This window comes from Phyllobacterium sp. CL33Tsu (genome assembly GCF_900113985.1).
Classification (GTDB): domain Bacteria; phylum Pseudomonadota; class Alphaproteobacteria; order Rhizobiales; family Rhizobiaceae; genus Phyllobacterium; species Phyllobacterium pellucidum.
Window position 1 is genome coordinate 310,226 of record NZ_FORJ01000004.1, and the last position, 17,761, is coordinate 327,986.

The following is a 17,761-nucleotide window of genomic DNA, read 5'->3' on the forward strand; positions in this document are numbered from 1 at the left end:
GCTTGCTTTATTGCTGGCTCAAACCTGGATCAGCCCCAGCACTTGCCCATGCCGGTCTTGACATCGATGGACTCGAGGCCCTGAACCGGCTTGTCGGTGACGAGCGCAACACCCGTGTCAAAGAACGACTTGCCTTCCGTGGGCTTCGGCTTTTCGCCGGTATCGGCGAATTTCTTGATCGCCTCGATGCCGAGCGATGCCATCAGCAGCGGATATTGCTGTGACGTCGCGCCAATGACGCCGGCCTCGACGTTCTTGACGCCTGGGCAGCCGCCGTCGACGGAAACGATGAGAACGTCTTTCTCCTTGCCAACAGCCTTCAGAGCCTCATAGGCGCCGGCAGCTGCCGGTTCATTGATCGTATGGACGACGGTGATGCTTGGGTCTTTCTGCAGAAGGCTTTCCATCGCCTTGCGGCCGCCTTCTTCATTGCCGTTGGTGACGTCATGGCCGACGATACGCGGATCCTTTTCGTCGCCGATCTTGTTGATGTCGACAACATCGATGCCGAAGCCCTTCATGAAGCCCTGATCGCGCAAGACATCGACCGTTGGCTGCGACGGCGTCAGATCGAGGAAGGCAATCTTCGCGTCCTTCGCCTTGTCACCGAGCGTACCGGCGGCCCACTTGCCGATCAGTTCGCCGGCGAGGAGGTTGTCGGTGGCGAAGGTTGCGTCGGCGGCATCAGCAGGGTCGAGCGGCGTATCCAGTGCGATAACCAGAAGGCCGGCGTCGCGCGCCTGCTTGACAGACGAAACGATGCCGGCTGTGTCGGACGCAGTCAGCAGAATACCCTTGGCGCCGTCGGCGATACACGTCTCGATTGCAGCGACCTGGCTTTCGCTGTCGCCGTCGATCTTGCCGGCGTAGGTCTTCAGATTAACGCCAAGTTCTTTGGCTTTGGCGACCGCGCCTTCCTTCATTTTGACGAAGAAGGGATTGGTGTCGGTCTTGGTGATGAGGCAGGCGCCGACATCCGCCGCCTGCGCCGGAGCAGCAAAAGCGGTAATCGCCACCGCGGCGGCACCAAAAACGCTTGATTTCAGATAAATGCTTCTGAGCATGTCACTTCCTCCCAAAAAATCGCGCCAGTCCGCGATAGGCCGGCGCCCTGCCGGTCCCTTGTTCAACTCCTAACACCTCGGACAGTTATCCTCCCGGCCAAGTGTTCCACCTAGCAAATACCACTCGCCTCGGGCTGTCAACATTAATAAATCACTCTGATTTAATATTGACACTCCGGCTTCATGCCGCCATTGTCGGAAGACATCGGGAGGAGTCCCACTTGGGCATTCGAGCTACTGAGCGGGCAGGCATGGGAGGAACCAGGCCACCGCTTCACCACGGCACAAATCAAAGCGGGATGCGCGAGCACAATGAGCGCGTTGTGCTGTCGTTGCTGCGCCAGCATGGCAGCCTTGCCAAAACTGCGATTGCCCGGATGACAGGCCTCTCGGCACAAACCAGCTCTATCATCATGCGCATGCTTGAAGCGGATGAACTCCTGACCCGCGAAGAGCCCCTGCGCGGACGGATCGGCCAGCCACTTATTCCGATGTCCCTCAATCCGGAAGGTGCCTTCTTCCTCGGACTTAAGATCGGGCGGCGCAGCGCACATCTCGTTTTGATCGATTTTGTCGGCAACATCCGCTCGCTGTTGCATATTTCCTACGACTATCCAGCCCCTGAGCCGATCTTCACATTTGCCGAGAAGGCGATCGACGATATGACAAAAGGCCTGACGGAGAGGCAGCGGGACAGAATTGCCGGCATCGGCATCGCCGCTCCGTTCGAACTCTGGAAATGGGCCGACACGCTCGGAGGTCCACAGGAAATCATGGACCAGTGGCGCGACTGCGATATTCGCGCGCGCATCGAAGCGCTCTGTCCCTACCCCGTATACCTGCAGAACGACATGACGGCCGCCTGCGGCGCGGAACTCGTGTTCGGCAAGACCAAGGACATCAGCGATTTCGTCTACTTCTATATCGGTTCGTTCATCGGCGGCGGCATCGTCATCAGCGGTAATCTCTATCCGGGGCGCAGCGGCAATGCCGGCGCGCTCGGCTCGATGCCGGTACCGGGACCCGACGGCGCGCCGCGCCAGCTGATCGATGTGGCCTCGATCACCGCACTCGAGAAGGTCGTCGCGAGCCTCGGCCGCGACCCCTCCCCGCTTTGGGCCTCGCCCGAGGATTGGGGGCCGATGGGCGGCGAACTCGACGCATGGATCAACCAGGCTTCCAAAGCCATCGCGCAGGCGGTTGTCGCTGCTTCATCCGTGGTGGATTTCGAGGCGGCGATCATCGACGGCTGGATGCCTGCAGACGTGCGCGCGCGAATCGTTGCCGCTGTACGCCTCCATGTCGGGACTTTCGATCTTGAAGGGCTGCAACTGCCGGCGATTTTCGAGGGGACTGTCGGCATCCACGCCCGCGCCATCGGGGCGGCCAGCCTTCCGCTCGCCGACCGCTTCCTGATCGGGCAGAAGATCTACAGGAAGGTGGACTGAGATGCTCATCGGAATCCCGCCGATGCTGGGGCCGGAACTGCTTTTCACCCTGCGCTCCATGGGCCACGGCGACGAGATCGCACTTGTCGACGGCAATTACCCGGCGTTGGAACACGCAAGGCGCCTTATTCGTGCGGACGGCCTGCCGCTCATTCCCCTCCTCGACGCTATCCTGCAAGTCTTGCCCGTCGACGATTTCGTCCCGGAGGCGCTGTTTCGTGCCTCGGTAAAAGGCGATCCCGCTCTTGCAGATCCGGTACACGAAGAAATGACGCAAGTCTGTGCCCGCCGTGCCAAGGGTTTCAAGCTTGTTGCACTGGCCGGCGATGCCTTCTATGCACGTGTAAAAGCCGCGCACACGATCATTGCGACAAGTGAACCGCGGCTCTATGCCAATATTATCATCCGCAAGGGTGTCATTTATCCAAGAGAGATTGACCTATGATTTTATGTTGTGGCGAGGCCCTGATCGACATGTTGCAGCGCAAGAGCGAGGCAGGAGAGCCTGCCTTTGCACCCTATGTGGGCGGCGCTGTTTTCAATACCGCCATCGCGCTCGGCCGGCTCGGAATTGCAACGGAGTTCTTTTCCGGAATTTCGTCGGATTTTTTCGGGCAGATGCTGCTCGACAGTCTCGCCGCCAACAAGGTCGGCACCACCTATGCCCATATTTCGGAGCAGCCGACGACCCTCGCTTTCGTCCGTTTGACCGACGGTCAGGCAAGCTACATGTTCTATGACGAAAACAGCGCCGGACGTTCGCTTGCAGTCGAACATCTGCCACAGCTGGGCGACGATATAACCGCCCTACAGTTTGGCGCGATTAGCCTTATCCCGGAGCCCTGCGGCTCGACCTATGAAGCGTTGATGGCACGCGAGCACGAGAAGCGTGTGACCATTCTTGACCCCAACATTCGCCCAGGCTTCATTCCTGACCGTGAAAAGCACATGGCCCGTATGCGCCGCATGATCGCCATGACCGACATCCTCAAGATCTCCGATGAGGACATGCGCTGGTTCGGCGAGAGCGGAACGATGGACGAGATCGCCCGGCGCTGGATCGTGCCGGCAAATAAGAGCGGACCGAAACTAATCCTCGTTACCCACGGCGCCGACGGTGTCACAGGTTATACGGCGGACCTTACAGTGCAAGTCTCGGCCCAGAAAGTTCCCGTCGTCGATACGGTCGGCGCTGGCGATACCTTTACCGCCGGTGTACTGGCTTCCCTTGAAGAAGCGGGCCTTTTAACCAAGAACGCGGTCACGCGCCTCACTGAAGGCCAAGTCCGCGAGGCGTTGTCGCTGGGGGTGAAAGCGGCCGCGGTGACGGTATCGCGCGCGGGCGCCAACCCGCCGTGGCGATCGGAGTTGGTGTAGTTCGTCAAACAATTCTAGCGGTCTTTTTGCTTCTGGTCGGTGGTGACAAAAGATCGCAAAAACGCGATATAGCGCGGGCTCGGGCGATGGCATGGGAAAGGCAACGGATGTCTGAGGATACCAAATTCGACGCAGCGGAGTTTCTCGACAGCGACGACATGATCGCTGAATACCTCGCCGCAGCCCTTGAAGACGGCAATCCTGACGTATTTATCGCAGCGCTCGGAGACGTCGCCAAGGCCCGAGGAATGGCCAAAATCGCCGAAGTATCGGGCCTGGGTCGAGAGAGCCTTTATAAAGCGCTCAGGCCCAGTTCAAAGCTTCGATACGAAACTGTCCAAAAAATTGTCAGCGCACTTGGGGTAAAGCTGACCGTTACCACGACGCGCGCTGCTTGAACTCTCATATTTCCAGATCGAACGCGGCGGCCATCAGGGTCTTCGTATAGTTCTGGGTCGGCGTTTCAAAAATGTCCTCGGTATCGCCTTCCTCGACAATCTTGCCGTTCTTCATGACGATGACGTAGTCGGACATTGCCTTGATCACTGCAAGGTCATGGCTGATGAATATATAGGAGAGGTCGTGCTTATCCTGGAGGTCTCGGAGAAGATCGATGACCTGTCCCTGCACGGAACGGTCGAGCGCTGACGTCGGCTCGTCGAGTATGACCACTTTCGGCTTGAGGATCACAGCGCGGGCGATGGCGATGCGCTGGCGCTGGCCGCCCGAAAACTCGTGCGGATAGCGATTGCGCGCTGCGGGATCGAGCCCGACCTCCTTGAGCGCAGCAATTGCCCGTTTGTCGCGCTCGGCGCGTGATAATTGCGGCTCGTGGATGAACAGGCCCTCGGTTATGATCTCACCGACGGTCTGGCGCGGCGACAGGGAACCGTATGGGTCCTGAAATACCAGCTGCAATTCGCGCCGCAGCGGGCGCATGGCGGATCGGTCGAAATTGGAGATATTCTTCGAGCCGAAATGATATTGGCCGCTGCTTGGCAGGAGCCGCAGCAGCGCCCTGCCCAGGGTCGATTTGCCTGAACCGGATTCGCCGACAATCCCGATTGTCTGGCCCTTCTTCAGCCGGACGCTTACGCCGTCTACCGCGCGGAACATGGTCTTCGCGCTGGTAAAGAATCCGCCGCCAATGGCGAAGTCGACCGCGACATTGCGCCCCTCGAGGATGATTGGCGCATTGTCGGCCGGCGGCTCCTTGCTTCCACTCGGCTCTGCGGCAAGCAACATCTTGGTATAATCCTCATGCGGATTTTCGAAGATATCCTTGATGCTGCCGCGTTCGACGACGTCGCCACGGCGCATAACGACGACGCGGTCGGCGAAGTGCTTGACGATGCCGAGATCATGGGTGATCAGCACGATGGCCATGCCGAAACGCTTTTGCAGTGATCGCAACAGGTCGAGGATTTGGGCCTGGATCGTCACATCGAGCGCCGTGGTAGGCTCGTCGGCGATCAGCAGATCCGGTTCGTTGGCAAGGGCCATGGCGATCATGACGCGCTGGCGCTGTCCGCCTGACATTTCATGCGGATAGCTGTTGATGCGCCGCTCCGGGTCGGGGATGCCGACGAGCTTCAACAACTCCAGGACACGCACCTTTGCCTGCTTGAAAGTCATTCCCTTGTGGTGGACGAGCGGCTCGGCGATCTGGCGACCCACAGTATAGAGCGGATCCAGCGAGGTCATTGGTTCCTGAAAGATCATGGTGATCTTCGAACCGCGCACCTCGTTAAGGCGCTTCAGCGGCAGACCGACCAGTTCCTTGCCGCGGTATTTCGCTGAGCCCGTTACCCTGCCGTTCCTGGCAAGGAGGCCCATGATGCCCATCATGGTCTGGCTCTTGCCCGAGCCGGATTCACCGACGACCGCAAGGGTTTCGCCCGCTTTGACGTCGAGATCGATCCCCTTGACAGCATTGACGTCGCCGTCGGGTGTCGTGAAGTCGACCTTCAGCCCGCGTACGGACAAGATATTTTCTTTGGTGTCCGTCATATCAGCGGTCCTTCGGGTCGAGAGCATCGCGCAATCCGTCGCCAATGAAGTTGAGCGAGAACAGCGTCAGGACAAAGAAAATCGCGGGGAAGATCAGGAACCACGGTGAAGACTGCATCTTGTTGGCGCCGGCCGAGATCAATGCGCCCCAACTCGTCAACGGCTCCTGCACGCCCAATCCGAGGAAGGAAAGGAAGCTTTCGAGCAGGATGACTTTCGGCACCACCACAGTGACGAAAACGATGACCGGACCGATCGTGTTGGGAATGATGTGGCGGCGAATGATCTGCCAATCGGTCAGTCCCAGGGCTTGCGCAGCGCCGATGAATTCGCGGCGCTTCAGCGCGAGCGTCTGGCCGCGCACGATGCGGGCCATGTCGAGCCATTCCACCGCGCCGATCACCAGGAATATCAGGATAAAGCTGCGTCCGAAGAAAACGACAAGTACGACGACGAGAAAGACGAAGGGCAGCGAATAGAGAATTTCCACGAGACGCATCATCACATTGTCGAGACGCCCGCCAATATAACCGGAGATGGCGCCGTAGACTACGCCGACAACCAGGGAAACCAGGCTGGCAAGCAAACCAACGGCGAGCGAGATTTGTCCGCCTAGCATGACGCGCGCCATGAGATCGCGGCCATTGTCGTCCGTGCCGAAAAGGAAGTACTCGCGCTTGACCTCGCCCGCGAGCTTCAGGGTCTTGCCGTCATTTTCCGTGGCCGTGACCTTGGTGTTTTCAAACTCGTTGGCCCGGTCGAAATAGCGCGTCACGCGGGGATCGATCGGCTGCTCGGAGCTGACGCTCGCGGTGAAGTTGTTACCATCCACGGCAAACTCGTTAAGCTCGACGCGAGCCCGGCTTGCTACGCCCTTCATCACGTCGTTGAGGGTATCGGCCTTCGGATAGGCCTCGAGGCTCGGACCCATGTTTACGTAGGACGGAAACACCTGGTCGTAGGTGTGGCTCAGGAAATAGGGACCGACAAAGGAAAAGATCGTGATAAGCGCAAGCATGACGCAGCCGGCCATCGCCGCGTAGTTGCGGCGAAAGCGCATGACCGCAAGTTGGAACAGGCTGCGACCCTTTGATTCCTCTGGAGGAATGATGGTGGTGGGAACATCGATCAGATCAGTCATGACGAACCCTCGGATCAAGAAGGCCGTAGAGAATATCGACCACAAGATTGAAAACAATGACGAAAATGGCAACGAGTACGACCGTTCCCATCACTAGCGTATAGTCGCGATTGATTGCGCCCAGAACGAAATAGCGACCGACGCCGGGAATTGTGAAGATGGACTCGACGACCGCCGAGCCAGTCAGCAAGGCGGCGGCGCAAGGCGCGAGATAGGAAACGACCGGCAGAAGCGCGCCGCGCATGGCGTGGGTTACGACCACCACCTTCGCAGGCAGGCCGTAGGCGCGCGCGGTGCGGATGTGATCCGCATGGAGGGCCTCGATCATCGACCCGCGCGTAAGGCGAGCAAACACCGCGAGCTGGGGCAGGCCCAGCGTGATCACCGGGAGGATGAGGAATTTAAGCGATCCGTCGCCCCAGCCGCCGGCCGGAACCCAGGCAAGCATGAGAGCGAAGATCAGGGTCATGATCGGGCCGACAACAAAATTTGGCACGGTGACGCCGGTCGTTGCCACGGACATGACAAGGAAATCGATGAAACTGTTCTGCCTGAGCGCCGCGATCGTTCCGATCAGCACCCCGCCGATCAAGGCGAACAGCAAGGCGTAGGTACCGAGCTGGACCGAGTAAGGAAGACCTTTGCCAATGAGCTCGGCAATGGTGTTGTCCTTGTAGATGTAGCTCGGCCCGAAATCGCCGGTAACCGCGTTCTTCAGGTACTGCAGATATTGGTTCCATAGCGGCTGATCGAGATGGTAGGCCCGCATCAGGTTTTCCATCGTCGCCGGCGGCAAAGGTCGTTCCAGGTTGAATGGTCCGCCTGGCGCAAAGCGCATGAGAAAAAAGGAAATCGTGACGACAATAAACAGCGTCGGCACGGCGCTCGCCAGTCGGCGGAGGACGAAATGAAACATCGAACTAGTCTCTTCTTCTTGTCGGAACAGTTCAAGAATGAGGTTGTGTTTCTCTCAACTTGAAGACTGCATCATCCCGTTGCACGGCGCAAATGGTTCCGCTCGGCCGACCCATGAGGATCACCGGTTTAGCGCTCTTGACTGTTGTTCTGTCGGAACGTGCCGCATTGCGAGCCGGGCTAACGAACGGCGCAACCCGGGAAAAACCGGGTTGCGCCCACGATGCTATTCGACGCTCAGATACTTGCTCAGATGTTCATTGTTGGCGTTGTCACCCCAACCCTTCACCTTGTCGGAGACGAGCCAGAGATTGGCATCGTTCATCAAGGGGGCGATGGGCTGATCCTTCATGATTAGCGCCTCGGCCTCATGCAGGATCTTGGAGCGGGCCGCGGGGTCGCGCTCTTCATAGGACTTCTTCATCAGCGCATCGAATTCCGGGTTCTCATAGTGCCCGTAATTGAAGGTCTTGTTGGTGCTGACGTTGAGATTGAGAAAGTTCTCGGCGTCGGCATAGTCGGCGGTCCAGCCGGCGCGCGCAACGTTGAACTTGCCGCCTTCCTGCAGGTAGGCGTAGTGCGACGAAATATCGAGATTCATCAGCGTTACATTGGCGCCGAAGGTCTTCTTCCACATGTCGGCGACGGCTGTCGCAACCTTCTGGTGGTTCGGGTTGGTGTTGTAGCGGATTTCGATGTTGAGCGGCTTGCCGCCCTCGCCGTATCCGGCTTCCTTCATCAACTCGATAGCCTTGTCTTCGCGGTCAAGCTGCGACATTCCGGCGAAATCGGCCTTGGACGGCTCGCCATAATTTTCAAGGCCCGGAGGAACCAGCGAATAGACCGGAAGTTTCGTGCCGTCGTAAATGTCCTTGGCGAGGAAGTCGCGATCAACCGCCATCGACAAGGCGCGTCGCACGCGGGCATCGTTGAAGGGTTCGGTACGCGTGTCGAACGGATAATAATAGGTCGCGGCGGCAGGCGTCACATGAACCTGCTTCGGATTGGCGTCGCGCAGGCGCTTGATCTGGTCGGAGGAGAAATTATAGACGAGATCGAGTTCGCCGGCCTCGTAGCGGCGCAGGCCAGCGGCCTGGTCTTCGAGCGGGTAGAAGATGACCTTGTCGAGCTTTACGTTGGCAGCGTCCCAGTAGTTTTCGTTCTTCACGACCGTGAGGTGGTCATTCGGAACGTGCTCCACCAGCTTGAAGGCGCCATTGCCGACCAGCTTGCCTGGCTTGACGAATTCGGCGCCGTTCTTCTCGAAGCTCGCCTTGTTGACTGGCAGTGCGGACTGGTGCGACAGAAGTTCGATAAAGAAAGGCGTCGGGCGTTCCAGCGTGATTTCAAGCGTCTTGTCGTTGACGGCTTTCATGCCGAGCTGGTCCACCGGCATCTTGCCCTTGTTGATCGCTTCGGCATTCTTGATCGGATAAAGAATGTTGGCATAGCCGGCAGCCGTCTTCGGGTCTTCCTCACGCTGCATCGAGAAGATGAAATCTTCAGCAACGACCGGCGAACCATCGGACCACTTGGCGTTTTCACGCAGCTTGAACGTATAGACGAGGCCGTCGTCGGATACAGTCCAGCTTTCGGCTACGCCCGGAACGATCTTGCCATTGGCGTCATAGATCGTCAGGCCTTCGTAAAGATCCTTCAGTATGAAGGCTTCGATATCGATGGAAGTCTGTGACTGATCGAGGGTCTGCGGCTCACCGCTATTGCCGCGATGAAGCACGGCTTCGGCCAGCGCTGGGCTTGCCGCCATCATCAGCGATCCAAGCAGCATTGCCGCGCGGATATTCAGTTTCATAAAGGTCATTTTTCTTTTCCTTCCCCTCTAAGAGAATTGCGAAGGCATGAACAAATGACAAAATTTTCCCAAACGCAAGGAGGGTATAATACTTTAGTCGTAATATTTTGATCCCACGGGGCTTACGAGCACGTCAAAAAATTGTTGCACCATATGGACCAAATGGTCATTTGGCGGCGCTTTATCGGGAAAATGCGGCAGATTCGGAATCGGGACAGAACAACCGCGGATCATGTGGAAAACTGCTGTCTAGGACACGATTTCGGACGCGAAACCCATCGGATCGGCTGCCGGATAGCATAAATTCGTAGCACTTAGGTCGTATTTCATGGCTCCCACCTCCTGTTGCATAGTGGGTTACTCAAGACTTTTTCATAATGAATTTTGAAAGCGGCCCATGCTTAACGTCGATTGGAACGACCGGAACGGCGGAATGCCGCCACGCGAAACCTTCTGGAGCGCATACAGCTTCATTATCATCGTCATCTTGCTCATCGCAGCCGGTGGAATCGCGCTTTATTTATTCGGCGAAGACCTCTTGAATGGTCGTCCGTCGAAGGGCGTTGCGAGCCAAGCTCAGAACGGGATTTCACCGGAATTTTATGGGCGCTTCGATATTCAGCCCTTGCCTGCCGAGGTTGCGGGCAGCGGTTCCATGGCCAGGAATCTCGCCATCCTCGTAAGAGAACCGTGCGATTGGCAAGCCACCTATAAGTTTACGGACGACCTTCGCGAAGAAGGCTATCGCCGCGAGGCCGCGAAGGTCTTTCTGGCGTTTACCGCCAAGTGCAATCCCTCTGACGTCGCGCTCTACAATGCCGCGGACATATTGTACGGCCTGAGCGATCTGGATGCGGCGTTGAAGGTGTCGAACGATCTCATCGTTATGTCGCCCGATTTGGCCCAGAACCATTACATGAGGGCACAAATTCTCGAGGACGCCAAGCGCTACCAGGAAGCCATAGACGAGTACGACTCGACAATTGGCCTGACCGATGATCTGAAATCGCTCAACAGCACCGTTTTTCGTAGATTGTCGCTGAGCTATGCGGCTCTCGGTCAATATTGCCAGGCCATCACGCCGATCCAGACATGGATCTCCATTGATCCATCTGAAAACGACACTCCGCGCACCCAATCGATCATCAAGGACTATAGCCGCAAGGGTAAATGTGCCGAAAGCTATGCCACGGGCAGCGATCGATTTCCCACCCAGGGGAAGGATGTCATCACCGCCCAGGTCAGTGTAAACGGCGTGACCGGAACATTCATCGTCGATACAGGTGCAAGCTCAGTCTCGCTCAGCAAGTCGTTTGCCGAGAGGGCCAAGATACGCCTTGGACGCGATCACATGGTCCGGTTGCAAACGGCGAACGGGATCGCCATGGCGCAGCGCACTTCGCTGGAAAAAGTGAAGCTTGGAAAAGTCGAGGCCGACGATGTAGCAGCTGTTGTTCATGCCGACGACCATGCCTTGGACGACGGTACCGACGGCTTGCTCGGGCGCTCGTTCCTGTCGCGCTTCGACGTAACGTTCGGCGCCAAGGAATGGCGCATCGAGAGCAAGAAGCAACGCGACTGATTTCCCTGGCCAGACAGAGCGGCTAGTCGCTTTTGTGGCCGGTAGTCCGAATTGTCCGGCGTGACGTATACTCATGAGCGGTGAGTCGCTCGTTCCAGTGCGAGCTTCACTTCACGCGCAAGTTGGAAGGGGTTGTGGTTCCAATGTCGGCAGTTGCCATTCTAATTATCGCGACGATCGCATTCTCGGCGGTTATGGCGGTGGCGTGGCTGGTGCAGCGGGTCACTGGCAACGATGGATGGGCCGATGTATTCTGGTCCTTCGGTGTCGGAACGATAGCGGCGCTCGCCGTTTCTGCCTCAAGCGATATAGTTTCTGCCGACCGCAAATATCTGGTCATTGCACTCGTCCTCATCTGGTCCCTCCGACTCGGCGGCCACATTCTCGTCCGGACGTTGAAGAATGGCGACGATCCCCGCTATGTCAGGCTGCGGCACGAATGGGGACCCAATGCCGCTTCGCGCATGTTCTTCTTCCTGCAAAGCCAGGCCTTCGCCGGGGCGATGCTGGTAATCTGCGTCTACGTAGCGGCTTCACGTCCCGATGCGGAGCTCGAATTTCCGGATTATCTCGGCGCGCTGATCATGCTTGTTGCGCTCCTCGGCGAGGCCGTCGCCGATTGGCAGCTAAGAACGTTTGCCAGAGATCCCGCTAACTACGGCAAGGTCTGCGATGTCGGACTTTGGGCATGGTCGCGCCATCCCAATTATTTCTTCGAGTGGCTTGGATGGACCTCCTATGTCTTTATCGGCGCCGATTTCGACGGCGACTATGCTCATGGCTGGCTGACATTGGTCGCGCCCGTCCTGATGTATGTGCTTCTGCGTCACGTTTCCGGGGTTCCGCCACTCGAGCAGCACATGCTGGCAACACGGGGCAGTGCCTTTCGCGACTACCAACGGCGCACCAGCATTTTCTTCCCGCGCCCGCCACGTTGACCAGTCAGTCGACCGCCTCGGTATCGCGCAGCAAGGCTTCAAGGGTTTCGAGCCGATCCGCCTCGATGGGTGGTTTGTCCCAGCGCAGGCGGGAGATACGCGGAAACCGCATGGCGACGCCCGACTTGTGGCGCTTCGAACGATTGAGCCCCTCGAAGGCGACTTCAAGCACAAGTCCATGTTCGGGCTCGGCCCGCACCGACCTCACCGGGCCAAAGCGTTCGGTGGTGTTGTTGCGCACATAGGCGTCGAGCCGTTTCAATTCCTCGTCGGTGAAACCGAAATAGGCCTTGCCGACAGGCACGAGATGCGGCTCCGTCTCAGGACCCGTCCAGACCGCAAAAGTATAGTCCGAATAGTAGCTCGAGCGCTTGCCATGGCCGCGCTGCGCGTAAACGAGCACAGCGTCGATGATGAACGGATCGCGCTTCCATTTGAACCACGGCCCCTTCGGCCTGCCGGGAACATAGGATGACGAGCGCTGCTTGAGCATAAGTCCTTCAATGATCGGATGTGGCGGGTTGCGCCGCAGTTCGACAAGATCTTCAAAACCAGCAAATGGAACGAGCGGTGATAGATCGAAGCGCGTTGGGTCGAGTTTCTCGACGAACGTCTCGAGGCGTTCGCGGCGCTCGGCAAAGGGTAAAGCGCGGACATCATCAGGTCCGTCGAAAAGAATATCATAGACCCGCACGAAAGCCGGATGCGTTTCAAGTTGCCTGACCGAGACCGCCTTGCGGTTCAGCCTTTGCTGCAGGTCGCCAAATGCACCAATCTCGATACCGTCTACGGCACTGCGACCGACGAGAAGTTCGCCATCGAGCGTGCCTTCGAAATCCATGGCATCGGCGATATCCGGGAAGGCATGGGAGATATCGTCCCCCGTGCGCGAGTAGATGCGCCTTTGCCCGCCCTCCGCCGTCAACTGCACGCGAATACCGTCCCATTTCCATTCCGCCGCATAGTCTTCAGCATTGATGCGGGTATAGTCCGGCTCCTCCAGCGGCGTCGAGAGCATGACCGGACGGAAGGGAGCGGCTGCAAGACTTTGCGGCTTCTCCGCGGTATTTTCCAGCCAGGCGAACAGCGCCTCATAGGGCGGCTTCAAGCCGTGCCATAGCTCCTCGATCTCTACGACATCGACATTTCCGAACTGCGCCAGCGCCTGCTTGGCAAGACGCGCCGACACGCCGATACGCAGGCCGCCGGTGGCGAGCTTGATCAGGGCATAGCGTGCCGAAGCGTCGAGTTGGTCGAGCCAGCGCTCGACCAGTCGGAGGGCGTCGCTGCGCGATGCCCGAGCGAGAGATGCGACGACATCGCCGAGCGAAGGCGCCGCATTGGCGCGCACCGCCTCATCCGCCGACCAGACAAGCGAAATGGTCTCGGCAAGGTCGCCGACATAGTCGTAGGAATAGGCGAAGAGCTGCTCATCGATGCGCTCATTTACCAGCGCGCGCAGCATGGCCGGCTTGACATTGGCAATGTCGAGATCGCCAGTGATCGCCGCTAGCGCAAGACCGCGATCGGGGTCCGGCGTCACGCGGAAGTAATCGACCAGCAAGGTGATCTTGCCGTTGCGTGCCGGGGTAAGAACAAGCCGGTCGAGGAGTTGTGCGAATTCTTCCATCAGTCGCCCTCGTCCTCATAGCCGACGAGATGCAGCGGCCGCGCCGCGATATGGTTGAGGTCGCACCAGCGCACCAGCGCCTCCTCGCGGCCATGGGTGACCCACACCTGCTTCGGCCCGAGATCGCCGATGGTCTGCGTGAGCTCATCCCAGTCGCAATGGTCCGAAAGGATGATCGGAAGTTCGACGCCCTGCTGACGCGCCCGCTGGCGGATGCGCATCCAGCCCGAGGCGAAGCATGATACCGGATCAGGAAATCGGCGGGCCCAGCGGTCGAGAAACGCCGATGGCGGCCCGACAATGATGGCTCCGCGAAAATCGGAACTTCCGTTCTCGACCGTCGCGGGCGCAAGCTTGCCGAGGTGGATGCCCTGCGACTGGTAATAGTCGCACAGCTTTGCCAGCGCGCCATGAATGTAGATCGTCTGGTCATAGCCCGCATCGCGGAGCATACGGATAACCCGCTGCGCCTTGCCGAGCGCATAGGCACCGACGAGGTGCGAACGCTCGGGAAACTGCTCGACAGATTTCAACAGCTTGGCGATCTCATCGCGACTGTCTGGATGGCGAAAGACCGGCAAAGCGAAGGTTGCTTCGGTGATGAAAACATCGCATGCAACTGGCTCGAAACCGAGGCAGGTCGGATCAGGACGCCGCTTGTAATCACCCGAGGCAACGATCCGCATTCCTTCCTTTTCAACAGCAATTTGGGCGGAACCAAGCACATGCCCCGCCGGATGGAAACTCACGGATACGCCATTGATTTCCGTGGTCTGACCAAGCTCTGCTGCCTGGGTCTGGCCGGCGAAGCCCGCACCATAGCGCAGGGCCATGATATCGAGCGTCTGCCTTGTGGCCATGACCTTCGCATGTCCAGAGCGGGCATGATCGGAATGTCCGTGAGTGATCAACGCGCGGTCAACTGGGCGTACCGGATCGATATAGAAATCACCGGCCGGCGAGTAGAGCCCGGCGGGGGTCGAGCATAGGAGTGCTTCGGGGCGCATCATTGCAAATTGGGAGCGCGATAAAGACACCCCCCTCTGTCCTGCCGGACATCTCCCCCACAAGGGGGGAGACCATATTGATGCAAACGAAATTCTTCTTCCGCGAACGTCGCCGGTTGATTGCGAGATTTCTGCAAGTCGATCTCCCCCCTTGTGGGGGAGATGTCCGGCAGGACAGAGGGGGGTAATATCACCATCATCATCTCATCAATCACTTGGATCTTGCGACAACGAACATAGGTCGCATTTGGCTCCGTACAATCCTGACAAAGAAAACTTGGCGCATCGACACCGCGCCATTACATTCGCGCAAGTGAGCACCAGCAAAGCCGCCATAGCCGAAACCGGCACACCCCTATTGCCGCCGGCCTTTCTCAACTGGTTCCAGTCGAAGGGCTGGTCGCCGCGCGCGCATCAGCTCGAGCTTCTCGAGGAGGCGCAGGCGGGAAGATCGACGCTTCTGATTGCCCCGACCGGCGCCGGCAAGACCCTCGCAGGATTTCTGCCCGCTCTCGTAGACCTGTCCACCCGCGGCAAGAGCAATGCGCCAAGCCGCGGCGTCCATACGTTGTACATCTCGCCGCTGAAGGCCCTTGCCGTCGATATCCACCGCAACCTCGAAAAGCCGATCGACGAGATGGGCCTCGATATTTCGCTGGAAACACGCACCGGCGATACGCCCGCCTATAAGCGTCAGAGGCAAAAACTCGCCCCCCCGGACATTCTGTTGACCACCCCCGAGCAGCTCGCTCTGCTCATATCCGGCAAGGATGCCGGCAAGTTCTTCGAAAACCTGCGCTACGTCATCCTCGACGAGCTTCATTCGCTCGTCACCTCGAAACGTGGTCATCTGCTTGCCCTCGGCCTGGCACGCCTACGGCAACTGCAGCCCGGATTACAAGCGGTGGGCTTGTCCGCGACCGTCGCCGACCCAGACGGATTGCGGCGATGGCTGCTGCCACAGACTGAGGATGCGCCAAAAGCGAGCCTCGTGACCGTGGAGGGCGGCGCCAAACCCCATATCACCATCCTCGATACCGAGGACCACGTGCCCTGGGCCGGACATTCGGCGATCTATGCGATCCCCGGTATCTATGAGGCGATCAAGGCGCACCGGACAACACTGATCTTCGTCAATACCCGCAGTCAGGCTGAGCGCCTGTTCCATGACCTTTGGATGGCGAACGAAGACAACATGCCAATCGCCGTGCACCACGGTTCGCTCGATGTCAGCAAACGCCGCAGGGTCGAACAGGCGATGGCCGCTAATACCCTGCGTGCCGTCGTGGCCACCTCGACCCTCGACCTCGGCATCGACTGGGGCGACGTCGACCTCGTCATCCATGTCGGCGCGCCGAAGGGCGCCAGCCGCCTTGCGCAGCGCATCGGCCGCTCAAATCACCGCATGGACGAGCCGTCGCGCGCGGTCCTCGTTCCTGCAAATCGCTTCGAGGTGATGGAATGCCAGGCCGCGCTCGATGCGAACTATATCGGCGCACAGGATACCCCGCCGCTTGGCGCGGGTTCGCTCGACGTGCTGGCGCAGCACGTTCTCGGCATGGCCTGCGCCGCGCCGTTCCGCGCCGACGATCTCTATGCTGAAGTGATCACGGCCCTTCCCTATGCCGAACTGGCGCGCGAAACCTTCGACCGGATCATCGATTTCGTGGCAACCGGCGGCTACGCCCTCAAGAGCTATGAGCGCTTCGCCAAGATAAGACAGACCGCCGACGGCACATGGCGGGTGACGCATCCGCGTTTCGCGCAGCAATATCGGCTCAATGTCGGCACGATCATCGAAGCTCCGGCGCTCAATGTCAGGCTCGTCCGGCAAGGGAGCAAGGGCGCTGTGCGCGGCGGGCCGGTTCTCGGCAAGGTGGAGGAATCGTTTATCGAAGCATTGTCGCGGGGCGATACCTTCTTCTTTTCCGGGCGCGTGCTGCGGTTCGAAGGCATTCGCGAAAACGAGTGCCTCGTATCGAAAGCGGACGGCTTCGACGCAAAGATTCCCTCCTATGCCGGTGGCAAGTTCCCGCTGACCACCTATCTCGCGGATCAGGTGCGAGGAATGCTCGCCGACCCGAAGCGTTGGGGCGCGCTCCCGGATCAGGTGAGCGACTGGCTGCGCATCCAGAGGGACAGGTCGATCATTCCACAACCCGGCAGCCTGCTTGTCGAGACGTTCCCGCGCGGCGAGCGCTCCTATATGGTGGCCTATCCCTTCGAAGGAAGACTGGCGCACCAGACGCTCGGGATGCTTTTGACCCGGCGTCTTGAACGGGCCAAGGCGCGTCCACTCGGCTTTGTTGCAACGGACTATGCGTTGACGATCTGGGGCATGCGCGACATGGGCCGCATGTTCAAGAAGGGCGAACTGCCGCTGGCCGAGCTTTTCGACGAGGACATGCTGGGCGATGACCTCGAAGCCTGGCTGGCGGAAAGCTGGATGCTGAAGCGCACGTTTCGCAACTGCGCGCTGATATCGGGCCTTGTCGAAAAGCGTCATCCCGGGCAGGAGAAGACGGGCAGGCAGGTGACGGTTTCGACCGATCTTATCTACGATGTCCTGCGCGAGCACGAGCCGGATCACATTCTTATTCAGGCGACGCGGGCCGATGCGGCGACCGGCCTTCTCGACATTCGCCGACTTGCCGATATGCTTGGGCGAATCAAGGGCAATATCGTTCACAAGGATCTTGATCAGATCTCGCCGCTTGCCGTTCCCGTCATGCTGGAAATCGGCAGGGAACGCGTTCCGGGCGAGGCGCATGAGAGGATCCTCGAGGAGATTGCCGACGAGCTTACCCGCGAGATGGAACAGAAGTGAATCCGGCAT

14 protein-coding genes are annotated in these 17,761 nt (G+C 58.9%); 7 read left to right on the top strand and 7 right to left on the bottom strand.

The window, feature by feature from the left end:
* Positions 1-29: 29 nt before the first annotated feature.
* The gene (locus BM074_RS16555; protein WP_036814663.1) at positions 30-1,064 is read right to left on the bottom strand and encodes a sugar ABC transporter substrate-binding protein; all 1,035 of its coding nucleotides are present in this window, start codon (positions 1,062-1,064) and stop codon (positions 30-32) included.
* A 251-nt stretch (positions 1,065-1,315) separates the two neighbouring features.
* Here BM074_RS16555 and BM074_RS16560 point away from each other — a divergent pair, with 251 nt between their 5' ends.
* From BM074_RS16560 to BM074_RS16575, 4 genes are read left to right on the top strand one after another with little or no spacing between them, the layout of a single operon-like run.
* A complete protein-coding gene (locus tag BM074_RS16560; protein WP_244532920.1) occupies positions 1,316-2,512 on the top strand; it encodes an ROK family transcriptional regulator in 1,197 nt (398 codons plus the stop codon).
* A gap of 1 nt (position 2,513) precedes the next feature.
* Positions 2,514-2,957: an RbsD/FucU family protein gene (locus tag BM074_RS16565; RefSeq protein WP_091923458.1), complete on the top strand. Its 444-nt coding sequence runs from the start codon at positions 2,514-2,516 to the stop codon at positions 2,955-2,957.
* Positions 2,954-3,889: a carbohydrate kinase family protein gene (locus BM074_RS16570; RefSeq protein ID WP_091923460.1), complete on the top strand. Its 936-nt coding sequence runs from the start codon at positions 2,954-2,956 to the stop codon at positions 3,887-3,889. Before BM074_RS16565 ends, BM074_RS16570 begins: the two co-directional genes overlap by 4 nt.
* Entirely contained in the window at positions 3,868-4,287 is a 420-nt protein-coding gene (locus BM074_RS16575; RefSeq protein WP_348271667.1) for an addiction module antidote protein, read from the top strand. The genes BM074_RS16570 and BM074_RS16575 overlap by 22 nt, the downstream gene beginning before the upstream one ends.
* Positions 4,288-4,291: 4 nt before the next feature.
* On the opposite strand, the gene BM074_RS16580 is transcribed toward BM074_RS16575, so the two are convergent.
* The 4 genes from BM074_RS16580 to BM074_RS16595 all read right to left on the bottom strand — a co-directional run bounded on the left by BM074_RS16580 (position 4,292) and on the right by BM074_RS16595 (position 9,777).
* Positions 4,292-5,899: an ABC transporter ATP-binding protein gene (locus tag BM074_RS16580; RefSeq protein WP_091923464.1), complete on the bottom strand. Its 1,608-nt coding sequence runs from the start codon at positions 5,897-5,899 to the stop codon at positions 4,292-4,294.
* 1 nt (position 5,900) lies between these two features.
* Complete coding sequence (locus tag BM074_RS16585; protein WP_091923465.1) at positions 5,901-7,040, bottom strand: ABC transporter permease subunit; 1,140 nt, start codon at positions 7,038-7,040, stop codon at positions 5,901-5,903.
* Positions 7,033-7,956 carry an oligopeptide ABC transporter permease OppB gene (gene oppB, locus BM074_RS16590; RefSeq protein ID WP_027232277.1) on the bottom strand — a complete coding sequence of 308 codons (924 nt, stop codon included), beginning with the start codon at positions 7,954-7,956 and terminating at the stop codon, positions 7,033-7,035. The genes BM074_RS16585 and oppB overlap by 8 nt, the downstream gene beginning before the upstream one ends.
* Before the next feature lie 225 nt (positions 7,957-8,181).
* On the bottom strand, positions 8,182-9,777 hold the full coding sequence (locus tag BM074_RS16595) for a peptide ABC transporter substrate-binding protein (RefSeq protein WP_027232278.1): 1,596 nt from the start codon (positions 9,775-9,777) through the stop codon (positions 8,182-8,184).
* Between the two features lie 388 nt (positions 9,778-10,165).
* Here BM074_RS16595 and BM074_RS16600 point away from each other — a divergent pair, with 388 nt between their 5' ends.
* Both BM074_RS16600 and BM074_RS16605 read left to right on the top strand, forming a co-directional pair.
* Positions 10,166-11,350 carry a TIGR02281 family clan AA aspartic protease gene (locus BM074_RS16600; protein ID WP_091923467.1) on the top strand — a complete coding sequence of 395 codons (1,185 nt, stop codon included), beginning with the start codon at positions 10,166-10,168 and terminating at the stop codon, positions 11,348-11,350.
* Between the two features lie 143 nt (positions 11,351-11,493).
* Positions 11,494-12,288: a DUF1295 domain-containing protein gene (locus BM074_RS16605; protein WP_091923468.1), complete on the top strand. Its 795-nt coding sequence runs from the start codon at positions 11,494-11,496 to the stop codon at positions 12,286-12,288.
* A 4-nt stretch (positions 12,289-12,292) separates the two neighbouring features.
* Here BM074_RS16605 and BM074_RS16610 read toward each other — a convergent pair whose 3' ends face one another.
* Together BM074_RS16610 and BM074_RS16615 are read right to left on the bottom strand one after the other, a co-directional pair.
* Positions 12,293-13,918, bottom strand: coding sequence for a cisplatin damage response ATP-dependent DNA ligase (locus BM074_RS16610; RefSeq protein WP_091923470.1), 1,626 nt, complete (start codon positions 13,916-13,918; stop codon positions 12,293-12,295).
* Positions 13,918-14,925 (bottom strand): ligase-associated DNA damage response exonuclease, encoded by a 1,008-nt coding sequence (locus BM074_RS16615; protein WP_091923472.1) that lies wholly within the window; start codon positions 14,923-14,925, stop codon positions 13,918-13,920. Before BM074_RS16615 ends, BM074_RS16610 begins: the two co-directional genes overlap by 1 nt.
* Before the next feature lie 313 nt (positions 14,926-15,238).
* Here BM074_RS16615 and BM074_RS16620 point away from each other — a divergent pair, with 313 nt between their 5' ends.
* Entirely contained in the window at positions 15,239-17,752 is a 2,514-nt protein-coding gene (locus tag BM074_RS16620; protein ID WP_091923475.1) for a ligase-associated DNA damage response DEXH box helicase, read from the top strand.
* Positions 17,753-17,761 lie beyond the last annotated feature (9 nt).